The sequence below is a fragment of the Bosea sp. (in: a-proteobacteria) genome (assembly GCA_023910605.1).
Lineage (GTDB): Bacteria > Pseudomonadota > Alphaproteobacteria > Rhizobiales > Beijerinckiaceae > Allobosea.
Window position 1 is genome coordinate 862,390 of record JAAVVV010000001.1, and the last position, 18,996, is coordinate 881,385.

At 68.8% G+C, this 18,996-nt stretch carries 17 protein-coding genes; 3 read left to right on the top strand and 14 right to left on the bottom strand.

All coding sequences use genetic code 11. The features are described 5' to 3' along the window. Nucleotides 1-33: 33 nt before the first annotated feature. The 4 genes from HEQ16_04265 to HEQ16_04280 form a co-directional block, all read right to left on the bottom strand. Nucleotides 34-1,086: a histone deacetylase family protein gene (locus tag HEQ16_04265; GenBank protein MCO4053270.1), complete on the bottom strand. Its 1,053-nt coding sequence runs from the start codon at nt 1,084-1,086 to the stop codon at nt 34-36. A gap of 39 nt (nt 1,087-1,125) precedes the next feature. Beyond that, entirely contained in the window at nt 1,126-1,329 is a 204-nt protein-coding gene (locus tag HEQ16_04270) for a heavy-metal-associated domain-containing protein (GenBank protein MCO4053271.1), read from the bottom strand. A 35-nt stretch (nt 1,330-1,364) separates the two neighbouring features. After that, a complete protein-coding gene (locus tag HEQ16_04275; GenBank protein ID MCO4053272.1) occupies nt 1,365-3,623 on the bottom strand; it encodes a copper-translocating P-type ATPase in 2,259 nt (752 codons plus the stop codon). A gap of 125 nt (nt 3,624-3,748) precedes the next feature. Beyond that, the gene (locus HEQ16_04280; GenBank protein MCO4053273.1) at nt 3,749-5,245 is read right to left on the bottom strand and encodes a CoA-acylating methylmalonate-semialdehyde dehydrogenase; all 1,497 of its coding nucleotides are present in this window, start codon (nt 5,243-5,245) and stop codon (nt 3,749-3,751) included. 119 nt (nt 5,246-5,364) lie between these two features. Here HEQ16_04280 and HEQ16_04285 point away from each other — a divergent pair, with 119 nt between their 5' ends. Then, entirely contained in the window at nt 5,365-6,294 is a 930-nt protein-coding gene (locus HEQ16_04285; GenBank protein MCO4053274.1) for a LysR family transcriptional regulator, read from the top strand. Nucleotides 6,295-6,300: 6 nt separating this feature from the next. Here HEQ16_04285 and HEQ16_04290 read toward each other — a convergent pair whose 3' ends face one another. Beyond that, nucleotides 6,301-7,968 (bottom strand): iron ABC transporter permease, encoded by a 1,668-nt coding sequence (locus HEQ16_04290; GenBank protein ID MCO4053275.1) that lies wholly within the window; start codon nt 7,966-7,968, stop codon nt 6,301-6,303. A 63-nt stretch (nt 7,969-8,031) separates the two neighbouring features. Continuing rightward, nucleotides 8,032-9,018, bottom strand: coding sequence for an ABC transporter substrate-binding protein (locus HEQ16_04295; GenBank protein ID MCO4053276.1), 987 nt, complete (start codon nt 9,016-9,018; stop codon nt 8,032-8,034). A 197-nt stretch (nt 9,019-9,215) separates the two neighbouring features. On the opposite strand from HEQ16_04295, the gene tal reads away from it, so the two are divergent. Continuing rightward, nucleotides 9,216-10,175 carry a transaldolase gene (gene tal / locus HEQ16_04300; protein ID MCO4053277.1) on the top strand — a complete coding sequence of 320 codons (960 nt, stop codon included), beginning with the start codon at nt 9,216-9,218 and terminating at the stop codon, nt 10,173-10,175. A gap of 113 nt (nt 10,176-10,288) precedes the next feature. Next, the gene (locus HEQ16_04305) at nt 10,289-11,257 is read left to right on the top strand and encodes a tripartite tricarboxylate transporter substrate binding protein (protein ID MCO4053278.1); all 969 of its coding nucleotides are present in this window, start codon (nt 10,289-10,291) and stop codon (nt 11,255-11,257) included. A gap of 108 nt (nt 11,258-11,365) precedes the next feature. On the opposite strand, the gene HEQ16_04310 is transcribed toward HEQ16_04305, so the two are convergent. The 8 genes from HEQ16_04310 to HEQ16_04345 all read right to left on the bottom strand — a co-directional run bounded on the left by HEQ16_04310 (nt 11,366) and on the right by HEQ16_04345 (nt 18,924). Next, complete coding sequence (locus HEQ16_04310) at nt 11,366-11,851, bottom strand: ATP F0F1 synthase subunit B (GenBank protein MCO4053279.1); 486 nt, start codon at nt 11,849-11,851, stop codon at nt 11,366-11,368. 10 nt (nt 11,852-11,861) lie between these two features. After that, complete coding sequence (locus HEQ16_04315) at nt 11,862-12,407, bottom strand: F0F1 ATP synthase subunit B' (protein MCO4053280.1); 546 nt, start codon at nt 12,405-12,407, stop codon at nt 11,862-11,864. A gap of 89 nt (nt 12,408-12,496) precedes the next feature. Then, complete coding sequence (locus tag HEQ16_04320) at nt 12,497-12,721, bottom strand: F0F1 ATP synthase subunit C (protein MCO4053281.1); 225 nt, start codon at nt 12,719-12,721, stop codon at nt 12,497-12,499. Between the two features lie 57 nt (nt 12,722-12,778). Beyond that, nucleotides 12,779-13,528 carry a F0F1 ATP synthase subunit A gene (locus HEQ16_04325; protein ID MCO4053282.1) on the bottom strand — a complete coding sequence of 250 codons (750 nt, stop codon included), beginning with the start codon at nt 13,526-13,528 and terminating at the stop codon, nt 12,779-12,781. A 67-nt stretch (nt 13,529-13,595) separates the two neighbouring features. Next, nucleotides 13,596-13,982: an AtpZ/AtpI family protein gene (locus HEQ16_04330; GenBank protein MCO4053283.1), complete on the bottom strand. Its 387-nt coding sequence runs from the start codon at nt 13,980-13,982 to the stop codon at nt 13,596-13,598. Nucleotides 13,983-14,180: 198 nt separating this feature from the next. Further along, on the bottom strand, nt 14,181-17,639 hold the full coding sequence (smc, locus tag HEQ16_04335) for a chromosome segregation protein SMC (GenBank protein MCO4053284.1): 3,459 nt from the start codon (nt 17,637-17,639) through the stop codon (nt 14,181-14,183). A 30-nt stretch (nt 17,640-17,669) separates the two neighbouring features. Then, nucleotides 17,670-18,293 (bottom strand): DsbA family protein, encoded by a 624-nt coding sequence (locus tag HEQ16_04340; GenBank protein ID MCO4053285.1) that lies wholly within the window; start codon nt 18,291-18,293, stop codon nt 17,670-17,672. 94 nt (nt 18,294-18,387) lie between these two features. Beyond that, nucleotides 18,388-18,924 carry a DUF721 domain-containing protein gene (locus HEQ16_04345; GenBank protein MCO4053286.1) on the bottom strand — a complete coding sequence of 179 codons (537 nt, stop codon included), beginning with the start codon at nt 18,922-18,924 and terminating at the stop codon, nt 18,388-18,390. Between the last annotated feature and the right edge of the window lie 72 nt (nt 18,925-18,996).

Here is an 18,996-nt window from a genome sequence, read left to right on the forward strand (position 1 = left end):
GTCCTGTGACTGGGGTTCCGCTTCGGCGTCCTGTCAGCGGTGGCCGCCGAGAAAGGCCGTGATGAAGGATGGCGCCGCGTCCGCGATCGCGGCGAGCGAATAGCCGCCCTCCTGCACGATCAGCGTCGGCAGCCCAAGCCCGGCCATCATCGCGCCGAGCCGCGGATAGGCTTCCGATGTCACCGTGAGCCTGGACAGCGGATCATCGCGGTGCGCGTCCCACCCTGCCGAGACGATCAACGCCTCGGCGCCGAAAGCCTGGACGGCCTTGGCGAGGCCCTGTGCCGCTTCGAGATATGCAGCGTCGCCGACGCCGGGCGAAAGCGTAATGTTGAGGTTCGCGCCTTCGCCCGCGCCATGGCCGCGCTCATCGGCATGGCCGGCGAAGAACGGATAGTAATCGGTCGGGTCGGTGTGGCAGGAGGCGACGAGGACGTCCCCGCGGGCATAGAAGATGGCCTGCGTTCCGTCCCCGTGATGGGTGTCGAAATCGAGGATCGCCACCTTGCCAAAGCGCTCGCGCAGCAATTCCGCCGCGATCGCGGCATTGTTGAGGAAACAGAAGCCATTGGCCCTGTCGCGGTAGCAGTGATGTCCGGGCGGCCGGCACAGCGCCAGCGCGCGCCGGTCGCCAGCCAGAAGCGCTTTCGCGCCACTGATCGCCGCCTGCGCCGAGGCATAGGCCGAAGCGAAGGTGCCCGGCCCCATGGCGCAGGACATGTCCCCTATATGGAAGCCCGCCAGCCCGATGGCGCCGGTATTGCGCGGCCTGTCCGCTCGGAACAGGTCGGGGCCTGCGCCGCGATAGGGGTGGATGTTCGGCAGCACCTCCGGCCCTGCATCGGGCAACTGCGTCCAGAGTCCCCAGATCCGCTCCAGGAAATCGAGATAGGCGGCGTCATGCACTGCCAGGATGGGCTCGCGCCCGTGATCTTCCGGCTCCACCCGGTCAAGGCCGAGGCCGGCCAGTGAGCCGGCCAGCGTCTCCATGCGGCTGGGATTCTCGACTGCCGCCCCGATCTTGCCGAAGCGGAAATACTGCTGCGGCCGGTGGAGCAGCTGATCCGGCGAGAAGAATAGCTTCATGCGCAGTTTGTGCCCGCGCCCACGCCGGATGTGAAGCGCTTATTGCGCAAGGCTGGCCGGATATCCCGCCTTGTCGAGCGAGGCAAGGATGGCCGGCATGTCCTTGGGGCCGTCCAGCGTGACGCGGCCCTTCTCGACATCGACCAGCGGGCTGATCGTCGGTTCGACCTTCTGGATGGCCTTGGTGACGCGCGCCGCGCAGGCGCCGCAATGGATGTTCGCGACATCGAGGGTGATGATCATGGCGATCTCCTTGGCTTGAATGTGTCGCAGCGGCGTCAGGCCGCCTCCCGCAATGTGGTCCCGGCGCCGAAGCTGCGCAACCTCAGCGCGTTCAGCACCACGAAAATGCTCGAGAAGGCCATGGCCCCTGCCGCGAGGATTGGCGAAAGCGTCCAGCCAAAGGCCGGATGGAACACGCCCGCAGCCACCGGGATCAGCGCGATGTTGTAGCCGAAGGCCCAGATGAGGTTCTGGCCGATATTGCGCATCGCCGCCCGCGAAAGCGCGATCGCATCGGCCAGCGCCTTGAGCTGGCCGCCGACCAGCACGATGTCGGCGCTCTCGATGGCGACGGTGGTGCCATCCCCGACCGCGACGCCGATGTCCGCTGCGGCCAGGGCTGGCGCGTCGTTGATGCCATCGCCCACGAAGACAACCGGGCCATGGCGTTCGCGCAGCCTGGCCAGCGCATCGACCTTGCCGGCCGGGAGCACATTGGCCGCAACCTCGGCAATGCCGAGGCGCGACGCCACGGCCCGCGCGGTGACCTCGTGGTCGCCGCTGATCATGGCCGGTGTCATCCCGGCGCGCTTCAGGGAGGCGACCACCTCGGCAGCGCCGGGCTTGATGGGATCGGCCACGGTCAGAAGGCCGGCAAGCGCGCCGTCCACGGCCACGAAGAAGGGCGTTTCACCCAGCGCGGCCCTCGCCTCGACCGGCTGCGTCCACGTGGTTGTGTCCAGCCCGAGCGACGCCATGAAGCGGGCGCCGCCCACCGCCACGCGCCGGTCCCCGGCAAGGCCGGCGGCGCCCATGCCCACCGCCGCCTCGAAGCCTGTCACCGGCAGCAGCGCAAGGCCCCGTGCCTCGGCGGCGCGGGCGATTGCACGGGCGATGGGGTGTTCGGAACGGCTCTCGATGGAGGCCGCCAGAGTGAGAAGCATCTCGGGCGGGACGCCGGAAGCGGCCTCGACATGGGTGAGTTCTGGCTGGCCGAGCGTCAGGGTGCCGGTCTTGTCGAAGGCGACGAGCTTCGCCTTGCCGAGTTGCTCCAGCGCCTCGCCCTTGCGGAACAGCGCCCCCATCTGCGCCGCGCGGCCCGTGGCGACCACGACCGAGATCGGCGTTGCCAGACCCATAGCGCATGGGCATGCGATGATCAGCACCGACACCGCCGTGATGAGCGCGAAGGGCAGGCTGGGCTCAGGCCCGAACCAGAGCCAGAGCCCGAAGGTCAGTGCGGCGATGACGAGCACCACCGGCACGAACACGGCGGTGATGCCGTCGATCCGGCCCTGAATCGGCAGCTTGGCGCCCTGCGCCTCCTCCACGAGCCGGATGATGCCGGCCAGCAGCGTGTCGCCCCCGACCCGCGTCGCCTTGATGGTCAGTGCGCCCGAGCCGTTGACGGAGCCGCCATGCACGAGCGAGCCCACATGCTTGTCCACCGGCATGGGCTCGCCCGTGAGCATGGCCTCATTGACGAAGGATGACCCTTCGACCACCTCGCCATCGACCGGCAGGCCCGCGCCGGGACGCACCAGCAGGAGATCGCCGATCATGATCTCCGCCACGGGCGTCTCGACCTGTTGGGCATCGCGCAGGCGCACGGCGATCTGCGGTTGCAGGGCCACCAGTTCGCGGATGGCTGCGCCGGTGCGGCCCCGGCTGCGCGTCTCGATCAGCCGCCCGAGCAGGATAAGCGTGACGATGACGGCCGCGCTTTCGAAATAGACATGCGCGCCGCCATCGGGAAACAGGCCCGGCGCCATCGTCGCGAAGCTCGAGTAGAGGTAGGCCGCGCCCGCGCCCAGCGCCACCAGCGCATTCATGTCCGGGTGGCGGCGCAGCAGGGCCGGCAGCCCGACCTGGAAGAAGCGCCGGCCGGGGCCCGCCAGCACCAGCGTGGTCAGCAGCAGCGCGATCCAGCGCGGCGTGGCCTCGCCCAGCGTCGCGGCTTGCCAGTGATGAAAATCAGGGAAGAGGTGCCCGCCCATCTCCAGCATGATGACCGGAAGCGACAGTAGCGCAGAGGCGATGACATCGCGCCTGAGCACGGCCTCATCCCGCGTCTGCTCGGCAGCGGCGCGGGCCTGCTCGCTGTCGGCGCCTGCGCCTTCGCTCACGAGCCGGGCCTCGTAGCCCTCCCCGGCGATCGCCGCGACGATGGCGTCGGCGTCGGCGGCGCCTGTCACCTCGGCCCGCTCGAGCGGCAGGTTGACCGAAACCCGCGCCACGCCAGGCAGAGCCCGCACCGCGCGCTCCACATGCGCCACGCAGGACGCGCATGTCATGCCGCGCACGGCAAAGCGCATCAGGGTTCCGGCCGCGTTCGCATCGCTCAGGGTCAGATCCGTCATCATATTCAGCAGGTAATATGTGATGACGGCGATTGCGAGCAGCGCGGGCGAGATCGGTCAAACGGGGCGTGCCGCCTCGCTCAGCCCATGGTGGGGATGACGAAGCTGGCGCCGTCCTTGACGCCGCTCGGCCAGCGGGCGGTCACGGTCTTGGTCTTGGTGTAGAAGCGGAATGCGTCCGGGCCGTGCTGGTTGAGGTCGCCGAAGGCCGAGCGCTTCCAGCCGCCGAAGGTATGATAGGCCAAGGGTACGGGAATCGGAACGTTGACGCCCACCATGCCGACCTGCACCTTCGAGGCGAAATCGCGGGCGGCGTCGCCATCGCGCGTGAAGATGGCGGTGCCGTTGCCATACTCGTGATCGTTGGTCATCTTGAGCGCGGCGGCGTAGTCGGGCGCGCGGACCACCGAGAGCACCGGCCCGAAGATCTCTTCCCTGTAGATCTTCATGTCGGTCGTGACATGGTCGAACAGGCACCCGCCCATGTAAAAGCCGTTCTCGTAGCCCTGCATGGTGAAGCCGCGGCCATCCACCGCCAGCGTGGCGCCTTCCTTGATCCCGAGATCGACATAGCCCTTGACGCGCTCCAGATGGGCCTTCGTCACCAGCGGTCCGAAATCGGCCGAACCATCGGTCGAGGGGCCCACCTTGAGGCTTTCGACGCGCGGAATGAGCCGCTTCACCAGCTCAGTGGCCGTGGCCTCGCCAACGGGAACCGCGACCGAGATGGCCATGCAGCGTTCGCCCGCCGCGCCGTAGCCTGCGCCGATCAGCGCGTCCACCGCCTGATCCATGTCGGCATCCGGCATGATGACCATGTGGTTCTTGGCGCCGCCGAAGGCCTGCACGCGCTTGCCGTTGGCGCAGCCGCGCCCGTAGATGTATTGGCCGATCGGGGTGGAGCCCACGAAGCCGATGGCCTGTATGTCCGGATCGTCGATGATCGCGTCCACGCTCTCCTTGTCGCCGTTGACGACGTTCAGGATGCCCGGCGGCAGGCCGGCCTCGATCATCAGTTCGGCAAGGCGCATCGGCACGCCCGGATCACGCTCCGACGGCTTGAGGATGAAGGCGTTGCCGCAGGCGATGGCAGGGCCGAGCTTCCACATCGGGATCATCGCCGGGAAGTTGAACGGCGTGATGCCCGCCACCACGCCGAGGGGCTGGCGCATGGAGTAGATGTCGATGCCGGGGCCGGCGCCGTCGGTGTACTCGCCCTTGAGCAGGTGCGGTGCGCCGATGCACATCTCGATCACCTCTACGCCGCGCTGGATGTCGCCCTTGGCGTCGGGAATGGTCTTGCCGTGCTCGCGGGCGAGGATGTCGGCCAGCTCGTCATGGTGCTGCGCCACGAGATCGACGAACTTCATCAGCACACGCGCGCGGCGCTGCGGGTTGGTGGCCGCCCAGGCCGGCTGCGCCGCCTTGGCGTCGGCCACCGCCGCCGTCAGTTCGGCCGTCGAGGCGAGCGCGACGCGCCCGCGCACGCTCCCATCCATGGGCTGGAAGACATCCGCGAAGCGGCCTGACGTGCCTGCGACGTGTTTGCCGCCGATGAAATGGCCATAGGTGATCATGCTGGGTCCTCCCCGAACGCCGCGGATCATTCTTGTTGGCGAGCGCTCTAGCATTGCCATTACCGCACGGCTACACGTATTGGTGACGCTGACCTGTGCAAAAAAGCGGGAGCTGGGGGATGGAACGCTTCGACTGGGACGACCTCAGATTCTTCCTCGCCGTGGCCCGTTCGGGCCGCCTGACCTCGGCGGCGCGGCGGCTGGGCGCCGACCACGCCACGGTCTCGCGGCGCATTTCCTCGCTGGAGACATCCCTCAAGGCCAAGCTGTTCGAACGGCGCCCGCAAGGCTATGCCCTGACCGCGCATGGCGAGCGGCTTCTTGCCAAGGCGGAAAGCATGGAGACGGACGCGCTCTCGATCCAGAGCGAGATCGGCGGCGCGGACATGGCGTTGTCCGGCGTGGTGCGCGTCGGCGCGCCCGATGGCTTCGGCACCAGCTTCCTGGCTCCGCGCCTTGCAAAATTCATGGCCGCCTCGCCGGCGCTGGAGCTGCAACTCGTCGCCATGCCGCGCCTGCTCTCGCTCTCCAAGCGCGAGGCGGATGTGGCGATCACGCTCGCGCCGCCCAAGGAGGGCAAGATCGTGGCGCGCAAGCTGGTCGATTACCGGCTCGGGCTCTACGCGGCGCCGGCCTATCTGGCCAGCGCCCCCGCCATCGCGGAGCCTGACGACCTGCATGCCCATTCCGTCATCGGCTACATCGACGATCTCATCTTCACGCCAGAGCTCGACTATCTCGACGAGGTCTCCAGGGGGCTCAGGGCCCGCACCCAGAGCTCCAACCTCAACGCCCAGATGGCGCTGACGGCGGCAGGCGGGGGCGTTTGCGTGCTGCCAAGCTTCATGGCCCAGCACCATGCCGGCCTCGTGCAGGTCCTGGCCGACAAGGTGTCGATCCAGCGCTCCTTCTGGCTCGTGGTCCATGCCGATCTGAAGGACGTGGCGCGGGTGCGCAACACGGTGGATTTCATCGTGCGCGAGGCCAGGGCGGCGAGGGCGCTTTTCCAGGGCGAGGCCGCCATGGCTCCGGCGATGGCGGCAGCTTGAGGCCGATCACAACCGCCAGGGCAGGACGCCTTCCGGGAGGCGGCCCGCCAGCCGGTCGAGCAGCAGCATCACGCCCAGGATCACGGCGCTGGCGCTGATGGCGACGGCTGCGGCCTCGCCGGCAAGTCCGGTTTCCTTCAGGCTGAACAGCACCACACCAAGCGTCTCGGTGCCGGCTGACCATAGCAGCGCCGAAACGGTGAGTTCGTTGAAGGCGACGAGGAACACCAGCAGCGCCCCGGCGCTTGCCGCGGGCAGCAGGATCGGCGCCACGATGAAGCGCATCAGCTGCCAGTAGGTCGCGCCGTCGAGCCGCGCCGCATCCTCGTGATGGGCCTCGATCTGCCCCATCGCCGCCAGCGCAGGCTTGAGCGCAGGGGCGAGGAAACGGGCCAGATAGGCGAACAGGATGATGAAGACCGTGCCGTAGATGCTGATGCCCAGCAAGGGCAGCGGCTTGAGGAAGAGCAGGATGCAGGCGATCGCCAGCACCACGCCAGGCAGCGCATAGGGCGCTTCGATCGCCGCCTCGATGAAGGGGCGCGCGCGCTTGAGCCGGCGCTCGAGCGCATAGGCGAACAGGATCGACAGGATGCACAGCAGGGCCGCCGCCGTGCCCGCCATCAGGAAGGAGTTGCGGAAGGCCCGCGTGGTCACGTCCTGCCGCACCAGAACCTCGGCGAACTTGTCGACAGTGACCGTGGCAAGGCTCAGGGGCACGCCGAGGGCAGGGCGCAGCGCATCGAGCGCCAGCGACAGGAAGGGCAGCCCCACCTTCACGGCGAGAAGGCACCACAGCAGCGCCTCGACTGGCAGCCGGATGCGGCCAAGCGCCACGAAGGGCGCCATGCGCGCCTCGACATCGACCTTGCCGACGCTGCGGCGCATCAGCATCGCGCCGATGACCGTGCCGAGCGCGGCCATGAGGGCGACGATCAGCGCCAACGCTGCCATGTCCGACAGGACCGACGGGCCGAAGCTTGTCAGCCTGCGGTAGATCAGGGTCGGCAAGGTAAGATAGTTCACCGGCATCCCCATCAGCGCCGGTATGCCGAAGTTCCCGACTCCCGCGACGAAGGCCAGCAGGCCGGCGGCGATGAAATTGCCGCGCAGGAGCGGGGCGACGATATGGCGCAGGATCTGCCAGCCCGACGCGCCCTCCACACGCGCTGCCTCGATCACCGAACGCGGCACATAGCGCAGCCCGGCCCAGACCGTGATCGCCACGAGCGGCGCATGATGCAGCGCCATCACGAGGATCACGCCCTCCCGTCCAAGGAGCGGGTTGGGCGTGCCCGGGGCTGGCGCAAGGCCGATGACGCCGAGCAGCGGCGAGGCAGGACCGGCCAGGCTGAGGAAGGCGAGCGCGATGACCTGCGGCGACACCATAAGCGAGAACACGAACAGGAAGGCGAGGACCCGCTTGGCCCGGATGTCGGTGAGCGCCAGCGTCAGGGCGAAGCTCGAACCCAGCGCCACCGCGCCGAAGGCCGAAATGCCGGCCGTCTCGATGGTGCGCCAGGTGGCGAGGCCCGTGGCGCGGCTGCCGATCTGGGCCGCCACGGTCTCGAAGGACAGCGCCCCCGCTGGCGCCAGCGCTGTGAACAGCAGGCGCCCGAGCGGCATCAGCCCGAACAGCACGACCGCCAGCGCCAGCAGCGCCATCACGGCCATGCCATCGCGCGCCAGCCTCGACGGCGCTTCAGACCTGCCGAACGCCAGCGTCACGACCTGGGGTCACTGTCCGAAGATGTCGGCGAAGCGCTTGCGGCTGGCCGCTTCCTCCGCCAGCGCGGCGGCGGGGTCGAAGGCCATGAGCTTCATGCTGGAGCGGGCAGGGAAGCCCTCCGGAGGCGACACCTCCGGATGGGCCGGAATGTAGCCCTGCTTGCGGGCGAGTTCCTGGCCCTCCCTTGAAAGCAGGAAGTCCACGAAGGCTCTGGCGGCTTCGGGATTTCTGGCGGTGCGCAGGATGGCCACCGGCTCCGTCACGGCCGAAAGTCCTTCGGAGGGCACGACGAAGTTCACGGGCGCGCCCTTGGCCTTCTCGCGGATCGGCATGAAATCGACGATCATCCCGTAAAGCTTCTCGCCGGTCGCGACCTGGCGCAGGATGTCGCCATTGCCCCCGGCCGCGAGGGCGCCGTTCTTCTGCAGCGCCTCGTAATAGCCCCAGCCATTGGGCAGGTTGCGCGCCAGCGTCACGGTGTGGATGAGGGCCGCGCCCGAGGCCAGCGGCGAGGGCATGGCGAGCTGGCCCCTGGCTTCAGGCTTCGCGAGGTCCGCCCAGGAGGTCGGGACCATAGGGGCGCGGGCGTTGTAGACGATGCCGGTGGTGATCAGCTTGGTGGAGAACCAGGTGCGGTCCTTGTCGTGGAGCGCGGCGTCATAGGCCGCCACGGCTGCGCCTGGGTGGGCAAGCAGGCGATTGTCGCGCTTGAGCGCTTCCATGGTCACGGAATCCGCGATCAGCAGCACGTCCGGCTGCGCCTGCCCGGCGGCGAACTCTGCCTGCAGCTTGGCCATGATGCGCGGCGTGCCATCGCGCACGAACGAGACCTCGACCTTGGGAAACCTGGCCCGGAAGGCGTCGATGGTCTGTTGCGCGTCGGTGTTGGGCTGGCTGGTGTAGAGCAGCAGCTTGCCTTCCTGCGCGCAGGCGGCGCCTGCCAGAATCGATCCCGCAAGTGTCGCGGCCAGCAGGCGCATTGGATAACGTCTCATGTCTGTCTCTCCCCGGCTGTCTTCATATCCTGTGAAGCCGCCTAGGCAAAGGCTGTGACAGTTGCATGAAACTCGAGATCGCTTTGGCCGTCCCGCCTGCGCGGCCGCTCACGCGCGCAGCAGGGCTGAACGGGCGTGACAGCCCGCTCGTCGCGCTTTATGCCTCGGATCACATCCCTGATCATTCGGAACGCCTCATGACCTCAAAGCTCGACCAGCTCGCCGCCATGACCACGATCGTCGCCGATACCGGCGACATCGAAGCCGTGCGCCGGCTCAAGCCCGTGGATTGCACCACCAACCCGACCCTGATCCTGAAGGCCGCCGCGATGCCGGCCTATGCCGTGCTGGTGGATGAGGCTGTGCGCTGGGGGCACGGTGCGGGCGGCACGATCGAGGCGCGCACCGGGGCTGTCTGCGATCGGCTGGCCGTCACCTTCGGCGCGGAGCTGTGCAAGCTCGTTCCGGGCCGCGTCTCCACCGAGGTCGATGCCGATCTCTCCTTCGACACCGATGGCAGCATCGCCAAGGGCCGCGCGCTGATCGCCGACTATGCGGCGCGCGGGGTCGATCGCTCGCGCATCCTCATCAAGGTCGCGGCCACCTGGGAGGGCATCCAGGCAGCGCGCGTGCTGCAGCGCGATGGCATCGACTGCAATCTCACCTTGCTGTTCTCGATGGCCCAGGCGCAGGCCTGCGCCGATGCCGGGGTTTTCCTGATATCGCCCTTCGTGGGCCGCATCCTCGATTGGCACGTGAAGGCCGGCGGCGGGCCCTACACCGCGCACACCGATCCGGGCGTCGTCTCGGTCCGCGCCATCTATGACCATTACAAGGCCCATGGCGTGCCGACGGTGGTGATGGGCGCGTCCTTCCGCAACATCGGCGAGATCGAGGCCCTGGCCGGTTGCGACAGGCTCACCATCTCTCCTGCCCTGCTCGATGAGCTGGCCGCCGCGCAAGGCGATCTGCCGCGCGCGCTTGCGCCTCCGGCCGGCCAGCGCGCCGCGCCCATGGCGCAGCTCGACGAAAAGGCGTTTCGCCATGCGCTCAACGAGGACGCCATGGCGACCGAGAAGCTGTCCGAGGGCATTCGCGGCTTCGTCAAGGACATGCGCGAACTGCGCAGGCTGGTGGGCGCGCGGCTGGCCGCCTGAGCGGCGCGCCGCCCCACTGGACGCCGGCCGCCAGCCCTTGCATCATGCCCCCGCAGCGCCCGCCACGAGGCGCACAGGGAGGTTCAATGACCAAGATGATCGACCGCCGTGCGATGCTCTGCGCGCTCGGCGCCGGCGCGCTGGCCGGCCCGCTCGCCAGCCCCGCAATCGTCCGCGCGCAGGGAGCCTTTCCCGGCTCGCGCACTGTCAAGCTCGTCGTGCCGTTTCCGCCCGCCGGGGCCACCGACATCATCGCCCGCATCTGGGCCGAGCGCATCGGCCAGCTCTGGGGCACGAACCTCGTCGTCGAGAACAAGCCGGGCGCGGGCGGCAACATCGGCACGGAGCAGGTGGCCAGGGGCGAGCAGGATGGCAGCCAGCTGCTGATCGTCTCCGTCGGCATGGCGACCAACCAGTTCCTCTATCCGAAGCTGAACTATGATCCGGTCGCTGATTTCCGCCCCGTCAGCCTGCTGGCGCTGGTGCCCAACCTGCTCGTGGTGGGCAATCATGTGGCCGCGCGCACGGTCCCCGAGCTGATCGCCTTCGCCAGGGCCAATCCCGGCAAGCTGACCTATGGCTCGTCGGGCGTCGGCACCTCGGTTCATCTCTCGGGCGAGCTGTTCCGCAAGCTGACCGGCACCGACATGGTGCATCTGCCCTATCGCGGCACGGCCCAGGCCACGCAGGATCTGATCGGCGGCCGCATCGATCTCATCTTCGACAACATCACCCAGGCAGTGACCCATGTCCGCGCCGGCTCCATCCGGGCACTCGGCATCACCACGGCGAAGCGCTCTCCCACCACGCCGGAGTTCGCACCCATCGCCGAGACCGTGCCCGGCTTCGATGTCTCGTCCTGGTTCGCCATCTTCGCGCCGAAGGGAACGCCCGACAGCGTGCTGGCGAAGCTCAGCGCCGATACATCCACCGTGATGGCCGACCCTCAGGTCCAGCAGCGCATGGCGACGCTCGGGGCCGAGGTGGTCGCCTCCAGCCCGGACCAGCTGTCAGCCTTCCTCAAGGCCGAGATGGACAAATGGGGCAAGCTCATCACCGAAGCCGGGATCAAGGCCAGCTGAGCGCGTGACTCCGGTCCGCAGCACGCAGGATGGGATGCTGCAAATGAAGAAGGCCGGCGCACCGCTGCGCCGGCCTTCGGTCCTGATTGAACGGACGCTTCGCCGAAATCAGTTCAGCTTGCCCTTGATGTCGCCAAGGCTGCGGCTGAGCATGGTGGCGCCTGCGGGCCCCGCCATCTGGCCCCGCAGCACCTGCTCGGCGGCTCGCGTGGCGGCATCCGCCGCTGCGGCGCGCACATCTGCCGACGCCTGCGCCTCGACCTGGGCAATCTTGAGCTCCGCATTCCTGGTGCGGCGCGTGATGAAGTCGGCCAGCTTGGCCTCCGCTTCCTTCGCCAGCCGCTCGGCATCTTCCTGAGCAGCCGCGACGATGGCCGCGGCTTCCGCCTCGGCCGCGTTGCGCTTGGCCTTGTATTCGGCCAGCAGCGCCTGGGCGTCATCACGCAGCTTCTTGGCCTCGGCCAGTTCGGCCGCAATGGCCTCCCCGCGCGAATCCAGCGCCTTCAGCACCATGCGGTGCACGCCGAAGCGCACCATCAGCGCGAAGAAGATGACGAGGCCGACGGCGCTCCAGAGATAGGTGTTGCTCAGCATCTGCCGCTCCTCAGGCCTTCATGACGGACTTGAGGGCCGCGTCGACTTCACCGGAGGAAGGAGCCGAGCCGCCGAGCCGCTGCACGATGGCGGCCGCCGCTTCCGCGGCGATGCCTGCGACGCTGGCCATGGCCTTGTCCTTGCTCGCTGTGATCTGCGCTTCGGCGGCGCCGAGCTTGGCGCTCAGATCGTGTTCGAGCGCGGCGCGGCGGGCCTCGACGGCCGCGTTGACCTCTGCGCGCTTGTCCTGTGCGATCGCCTGCGCACGATTTCGGGCCTCGGCCAGCGCCTTTTCATAGGCGACGCCAGCCTCTTGCGCGCGGGTGCGCGCGGCCGCTGCCTCGTCCAGGTCACGGGCGATGCGCGAGGCCCGGCCTTCGATGACCTCGCTCAGCCGGGGAGCGAACACCTTCGACACCAGCCAGTAGAGCAGGCCGAAGAAGATCGCCAGCCACAGCAGCTGCGAGGCGAAGGTTTCGGTCTTGAACGGGGGAAAGCCCGGTCCGGCAGGAGCGCCGCCCGGAACCTGTGTGCCCGCGGTCTGCGGTGTCGCCATCGTCAGCTACCTCGAAACGTCGCAAGGAAAATTCCGGAGTCCGGCGCGGATGTGGCGCGGCCACGACCCGCCCGGACCCGTTCCGCGCCTCAGCGGAACAGCAGAAGCAGCGCGACGACGAGCGCGAAGATGCCCAGCCCTTCCGCAAGCGCGGCGCCGACGAAGGCGCGGCCGAACTGGCTGTCAGCAGCCGACGGATTGCGCAGGGCGCCCGAGAGGAAGTTGCCGAAGATGTTGCCGACGCCGATGGCGGCGAGGCCCATTCCGAGGCAGGCGAGACCTGCGCCGATCAGCGCAGCAGCAGAAGCGTCCATGTGGTGACTCCTTGACGTCGTAAGTTTGGACTGCGGGAAGGATCCGGCGCCGATCGCTCAGTGTCCGGGGTGGAGGGCGTCGTTGAGATACACGCAGGTCAGGATCGTGAAGACATAGGCCTGCAGGAAAGCAACGAGGAATTCGAAGGCGGTGAGCGCGACGATCATGCCGAGCGGCAAGGTGGCGCCGAGCACGCCGCCGATGCCGATCGCGCCGAGCGACACGACGAAGCCGGCGAACACCTTGAGCGCGATGTGGCCGGCCAGCATGTTCGCGAAAAGGCGCATGCCGAGCGAGATCGGTCGGGAGAGGAAGGAGATCACCTCGATCACGACCAGGAAAGGCACCAGCAGCGCGGGCGCGCCCTTCGGCACGAAAAGATCCAGGAAATGGGTGCCATGCTTGATGAAGCCCACCACGATCACCGTGCAGATCACCACCATCGCCAGCGCGAAGGTCACGATGATGTGGCTGGTGACGGTGAAGGCGCCCGGTATCATGCCGACGAAGTTGGCCGTGAGCACGAACAGGAAAAGGGAGAAGACAAGCGGGAAGAACTGCATGCCTTCCTTGCCGGCGGCGCTTCTCAGCGTGCTGGCCACGAACTCGTAGAGCATTTCGGCGAGGGCCTGCATGCGGCCCGGCACCACGGCGCGCTGCGCGGTGGCGGCCATGAAGAACAGGCCGATGGCGCCGACCACCAGCATCATGAACAGCGATGAATTGGTGAAGGCGATCTCGGAGTTCCCGATCCGGCCCAGAGACACGATCGGCTTGATTTCGAATTGGTCAAGCGGGCTTGCCATGGCGCTCTTCGTCTCTGCTTCGCATCACAATCGGGCGTCGGTCTTGCAGACCGCCAAACAAATCTCGTCAGCGCGGCGGCCCCTTTGAGGGTCCCGGAGGCGGACCAGATTTGCTTTGAGTGGCGCGATACAGGTTTCTGAGGCCCGCTGCAAACCCAAACATAAGTCCAATCAACAGTCCGAACGGCTGAGCGCCCCCGTAGCGATCGATCAGCCACCCCAGAATGCCGCCTGCCGCTATGCCCGCGACAAATTCCGACACAAGCCTGAGGCCACGCGCCAGCGCCGAGTGGTCGCCCGCAAGGCGGCCCTTCGGCTCCTGATCGGCCATGTGCCCGCTGCGCAGATCTGCCAGGCGGGCGTCAAGTTGGCGGAGTTTCGCCGAAAGCTCGGTCTCGGGCGAAGGGTCAGACCCTGCCGAAGCACGATCCCCCTGCTTGTTCTGTTCCGACATCGTCAGACCTTCACAACCGGAGCGGCTGCGCCGCATCCTTCAGGGGAAGGGCAGGAACCCGCCTTCCGAAACCGGGCGCAACATATTTTCGCCACCTGACACTGTCAAGGACCGCGAGGCTGCATCCAAGTCTTTGAAAATAAATGGCGAAATGTAGGTGGCTGCGCTTTCTGCGCAAGTCTGCGCCGCCCCACGCCCTCACACGGCCTCGCGTATGCGCTCCGCCGTCTCGAGATCGACCGAGACAAGCTGCGAGACGCCGCGTTCCGCCATGGTCACCCCATAGAGCCGGTCCATCCGCGCCATGGTGATGGGATTGTGGGTGATGACGATGAAGCGCGTCTCGGTCTGCGCGGTCATGTCGCGCAGCAGGTCGCAGAAGCGCTCGACATTGGCGTCGTCGAGCGGCGCGTCCACCTCGTCGAGCACGCAGATCGGGGACGGGTTCGTCAGGAACACCGCGAAGATCAGCGCCGTGGCTGTCAGCGCCTGCTCGCCGCCTGACAGCAGCGACATCACCTGCGTCTTTTTGCCCGGCGGCCTTGCGAGGATCTCCAGCCCCGCTTCGAGCGGATCATCCGAATCGATCAGCGTCAGCTCCGCTTCGCCGCCGCCGAACAGGACGCCGAACAGGCGCTTGAAATGCCCGTTGACGACCTCGAACGCTGCCAGCAGCCGCTCGCGGCCTTCGCGGTTGAGCGAGCCGATGGCCTGCCGCAGCCTGCGGATGGCTTCGGAGAGGTCGTCGCGTTCCCGCGTCAGCACGGCGTGCTTGGCCTCGACCCCGGCGAGTTCGTCGTCGGCCCGCAGGTTGACCGCGCCCAGCCTCTCGCGATCGCCCTTGAGCGTGGCGAGCCGGCGCTCCGTCTCGGCGGCGGCTGGCAGCGTGTCGCCCGGCTTGAGCCCCGCCAGCGCGAAAAGCCCTGCCGGCGTCGTCTCGAGCGTTTCGGTGACGAGCCGCGTCACGCCATCGAGACGGGCGGCCGCCGCCTCCACGCGCGCATCGGCGGCGGCGCGCGCCTCCCGCGTGCCGGCCATCGCGTCGAGCGCCAGGCGCGCTGCGCGGTCGGCCTGCGCCTGCAGCGTTTCGCCGCGGGCGAGATCATCGGCGGCGCTGCGATGGGCCGCCTGCGCCTGCTCGATGGCCGCCACAAGCTCGCGGCGGCGCACCAGGAACGTATCGGGCGCGTCGGCCAGGGCTGCGGCTTCGCTGGCGGCCGCGTCCCGACGGCGCGCAGCCTCGGCGCGAGCCGCTTCCGAGCGCTGCAGACGCTCGTTCCAGCGCCCGGTCTCCACCCTCACGGCCGCGATTCTGTCGCGGCGGCCTGCATCCTCGCGGACCAGCGAGTCGCTCAGCGCCCGCGCCTCGGCGGCGAGGCCTCGGCGCTCGGCCACCAGCGTGCGCGCGGCGGAAAGCGCCGCCTCCATTTCCGGCGGCGGCCTCAGCGCGCCCAGCTCGCTTTCCGCCTGCGTACGTGCCAGACCCGCTTCGGCCTCGGCGGCGCTCAGCCGCCCGACGCCTTCGACAAGGCTGGCGCGCCGCGATGCCGTCTCGGACATCCTGCGCTCGGCCGCGCTGATCTGGTCGCGGGCTGCATCGAAGCGACGGCGCTGTTCGCGGGCCGCCTCGACTGCGGCAGCTTCCGAGCTGGCGGCGCGCTTGACGGCACCCTGCGCAGCGTCAAGCGTCTCGCGCGCGGCCTCGGCGGCTTCGCGGGCGGCTTGCGCCTCCCGTTCGAGGTCGCCGAGGCGGTTCTTCTCGGCGAGGCGCCGCGCTGCGGGCGTCGGAGCTTCCGCGGCGGCGACGAACCCGTCCCAGCGCCAGAGGTCCCCTTCCTTTGACACCAGCCGCTGCCCGACCCTGAGCTCACGCATCAGCCGCGGCCCGTCGGCGCGGGACACGACCCCGATCTGATGAAGCCGCCGCGCGAGCGCGGCCGGCGCGCGGACCTTGCCCGCAAGCGGCTCGGCGCCTCCCGGCAGTGCCGGATCGGCTTCGCTTCCTTCAACCTCGCGCCAGTGAGCGGGCGCGGACGGGTTCGAAGAGGCGTCGAGATCATCGCCGAGCGCGGCACCCAGCGCCGTCTCGAAGCCCTTTTGCGCCGCCATCTGTTCCACGACAGGAGGCCACAAATCCCCGGCGGAACGCGACAGCAGTTTCTGCAGCGTGCGCACCTCCGTTTCGAGCCGCTGCGCCGTGCGCTCGGCCTCCAGCTGCGGCATGCGGGCCCGCGCTTCGGCTTCGCGCACGGCCGACAGCGCGCTTCGTGCGGCCAGCGCCGCAGTCTCGGCGGCAGCGGCCTGCGCCTCGGCCTCCGCGAGCGCGGCCTGCAAGGTCTCCATGGCGGCGCCTGCCCCGCTCTGGGCATCGAGCGCCTGGAGTGCGCGCTCGAGCCCCTCGCGCTCCATGCGGTGCCGCCCCGCTCGGTCTGCGGCCTCGCGCAGGCCGCGTTCGAGCGCGCCGCGCCGGGCCGTCAGGTCCGAGAGCGCGGCCTGCGCCCGCCCCTGCGCGGCCTCGGCCTCCGCCAGCGCGGCGTCGGCCTGTCCCTGACTCTCCACCGCGTCGAGGCGGGCGTCCACGCTGCCCTCGCGCTCGCGCTCGAGTCTCGCCTCCTCCTCGCCGAGGTGGCCAAGGCTGGCCTGGGCGTCGGCCGCCACCGCCGCCTCGCGCGCCAGATCCGCCTCGAGCTCGGCGATGCGGCGCTTCAGCTCCTCGCTGCGCTGCCGGGCGCGCCTGTCCTCTGCCTCGAGCTCATCGAGCGCGCGCTTCAGCCGCGTCTGCGCGGCCGCGGCTGCGGCTTCCGCCTCGCGCAGTGCTGGAAGGGCATGGGCGGCCACGGCCTGATGCCGGGCCGTCTCCGCCTGGATGCGGGTGGCCTCCGCGACATCGCGCAGCGCTGCCTCCGCGGCGCGCTCCGCCGCCGCAGCCTGATCGCGCGCCTCCCGGTAGCTGATCGCGGCCAGCAGGGCCTCCGCCGCGCGGATGTCCGCCGCCAGCGACTTGTAGCGCCCGGCCTGCCGCGCCTGCCGCCTGAGGGCCTCGATCTGGCTCTCGATCTCGCGCAGCACATCCTCGAGCCTGACGAGATTGTCCTCCGCTGCGCGCAGGCGCAGCTCGGCCTCGTGCCGGCGCGAATGCAGGCCCGCGATTCCGGCGGCATCCTCGAGAATGCGGCGGCGCGACTGGGGCTTCGCCGAGATGATCTCGCTGATCTGGCCCTGGCGGACCAGCGCCGGGGAGCGCGAACCTGTGGCTGCGTCGGCGAAGAGCAGCTGCACGTCGCGCGCGCGCACCTCCTTGCCGTTGACGCGGTAGGTCGAGCCTTCCTCGCGCTCGATCCTGCGGGTGATCTCGAGCACATCGGCATCGTTGAACTGCGCCGGCGCCTTGCGGTCGGCATTGTCGAGGGTGAGGCCGACTTCCGCGACATTGCGCGCCGGGCGCGCGCCGGACCCGGCGAAGATCACGTCATCCATGCCCGAGGCGCGCATGTTCTTGAACGAGCTTTCGCCCATGACCCAGCGCAGGGCCTCGACGAGATTGGACTTGCCGCAGCCATTGGGCCCGACAATGCCCGACAGGCCCGGCTCCATATGGAACTCGGTGGCCTCGACGAAGGATTTGAAGCCTGTCAGCTTGAGGCGCGTCAGCTTCATGCCGCGCGCGCCTGCTGGGAGCGTGCCAGATCAGGCCCCGATGAGGGGTTGCAGGATCTTGTCGAGTTCAGGCATGGTGAGAGCACCGCGATGGACCTGCCCGTTGATGATCAGGGTCGGCGTCGAACTGACCTTGAAGCCGTCCGCCGCCTTGTCCTTGACGGCGGTCAGGGCGTCATACAAATCCTGGCGTTGCAAGCAGGCGTTGAAACTTTCCTGTGTGAAACCGGCCTGCCGCGCGGCCGTGAGCAGGGCATCGAGCGGGGTGCTGGTGAAGGCCCAGCGCTCCTGCTGCTTGAAAAGAAACTCCACGAAGGCGCCGCGGCGCTCGGCCGGGCCGCAATACGACAGCATGGACGCTGCCATGTCGAGCGGGTTCAGCACGAAGTTGCGGAAGATGAACCGCACCTTGCCGGTGTCGACATATTTCGCCTTGAGATCGGGGAACACGTCATTGTGGAAGCGTGCGCAGTGCGAGCAGGTCGTCGAGGCATACTCGATGATCGTGACCCTGGCATCAGCCGGGCCATAGACGAGATCGGGCAGAAGCGGGTTGGTTGCGGCGAGCACCTCGCCCATGTTCAGGCTCGACTGGGCAAGGCTCCGGGTCGTGCCCGAAGCCAGCATCGCGCCGATGGCAGCGCCACCCAGCATCACCTCGCGACGAGTCGTCATCATCAATCCTCTCAAGCACTGCCAGTGACGCCGGACCATAAACGGCCTGATCGTCAAGGCAAGCATTCCGTTCCTACACGTTTTCGCCAGTCCCGCGGGTTCCGGCTGCTGCCCGGCGGCTGATCGCCAGCCCCAGCCGCGTCACGGCATCGCGCAGCTCCGGCCCGGCGATCGGCTGCGCCGCATGTTCGACCCGCGCCACGGCCTCAGGCTCCAGCGCCGGCGGCGCGGGGCGCCGGCTCGCCCCTTGCGCGACCGGTCCCTGCCTGAGCGCGACCTTGCCCAGCGCAGGCCAGCCCAGATGCGCGTTGATCCGCGCCATCAGGAGCGGGGCCGCATGCTGAAGCTCGGGCGCGAAGGCGCTCTCCACCAGCACCACCAGCGTCGCCGGCTCGCCCCTGTCGCCATCGGCGCCGGGGCGGATGCGGGGCCAGTCGATCTTGAGCGGGCGCGAGCGCGCGGCCAGCCGCTCGCCAACGATTCCGGCCCATCCTGCGATGATCTCGCGGCCCGCGAAGCCCTTGGCTGCGAGCGCCGGCGCCATGGCCTGCCCGATCATGTCGGCCAGCGGCTTCGCCGCGCTGCGGCGTCTTGTGGATGGCGGGTTCATGCGGTCATGATGCCATGGCGCGGCGCGCAGGTCCAACCGCGCCGCTTGCCCCGGGACCGCCGCCGGCTATAG

Bases quoted from the DNA above. Each gene is read 5' to 3' on its own strand.
- HEQ16_04265 (MCO4053270.1), bottom strand. From the start codon at position 1,086: ATGAAGCTATTCTTCTCGCCGGATCAGCTGCTCCACCGGCCGCAGCAG.
- HEQ16_04270 (MCO4053271.1), bottom strand. From the start codon at position 1,329: ATGATCATCACCCTCGATGTCGCGAACATCCATTGCGGCGCCTGCGCG.
- HEQ16_04275 (MCO4053272.1), bottom strand. From the start codon at position 3,623: ATGCGCTTTGCCGTGCGCGGCATGACATGCGCGTCCTGCGTGGCGCAT.
- HEQ16_04280 (MCO4053273.1), bottom strand. From the start codon at position 5,245: ATGATCACCTATGGCCATTTCATCGGCGGCAAACACGTCGCAGGCACG.
- HEQ16_04285 (MCO4053274.1), top strand. From the start codon at position 5,365: ATGGAACGCTTCGACTGGGACGACCTCAGATTCTTCCTCGCCGTGGCC.
- HEQ16_04290 (MCO4053275.1), bottom strand. From the start codon at position 7,968: ATGGCCGTGATGGCGCTGCTGGCGCTGGCGGTCGTGCTGTTCGGGCTG.
- HEQ16_04295 (MCO4053276.1), bottom strand. From the start codon at position 9,018: ATGAGACGTTATCCAATGCGCCTGCTGGCCGCGACACTTGCGGGATCG.
- tal (MCO4053277.1), top strand. From the start codon at position 9,216: ATGACCTCAAAGCTCGACCAGCTCGCCGCCATGACCACGATCGTCGCC.
- HEQ16_04305 (MCO4053278.1), top strand. From the start codon at position 10,289: ATGCTCTGCGCGCTCGGCGCCGGCGCGCTGGCCGGCCCGCTCGCCAGC.
- HEQ16_04310 (MCO4053279.1), bottom strand. From the start codon at position 11,851: ATGCTGAGCAACACCTATCTCTGGAGCGCCGTCGGCCTCGTCATCTTC.
- HEQ16_04315 (MCO4053280.1), bottom strand. From the start codon at position 12,407: ATGGCGACACCGCAGACCGCGGGCACACAGGTTCCGGGCGGCGCTCCT.
- HEQ16_04320 (MCO4053281.1), bottom strand. From the start codon at position 12,721: ATGGACGCTTCTGCTGCTGCGCTGATCGGCGCAGGTCTCGCCTGCCTC.
- HEQ16_04325 (MCO4053282.1), bottom strand. From the start codon at position 13,528: ATGGCAAGCCCGCTTGACCAATTCGAAATCAAGCCGATCGTGTCTCTG.
- HEQ16_04330 (MCO4053283.1), bottom strand. From the start codon at position 13,982: ATGTCGGAACAGAACAAGCAGGGGGATCGTGCTTCGGCAGGGTCTGAC.
- smc (MCO4053284.1), bottom strand. From the start codon at position 17,639: ATGAAGCTGACGCGCCTCAAGCTGACAGGCTTCAAATCCTTCGTCGAG.
- HEQ16_04340 (MCO4053285.1), bottom strand. From the start codon at position 18,293: ATGCTGGGTGGCGCTGCCATCGGCGCGATGCTGGCTTCGGGCACGACC.
- HEQ16_04345 (MCO4053286.1), bottom strand. From the start codon at position 18,924: ATGAACCCGCCATCCACAAGACGCCGCAGCGCGGCGAAGCCGCTGGCC.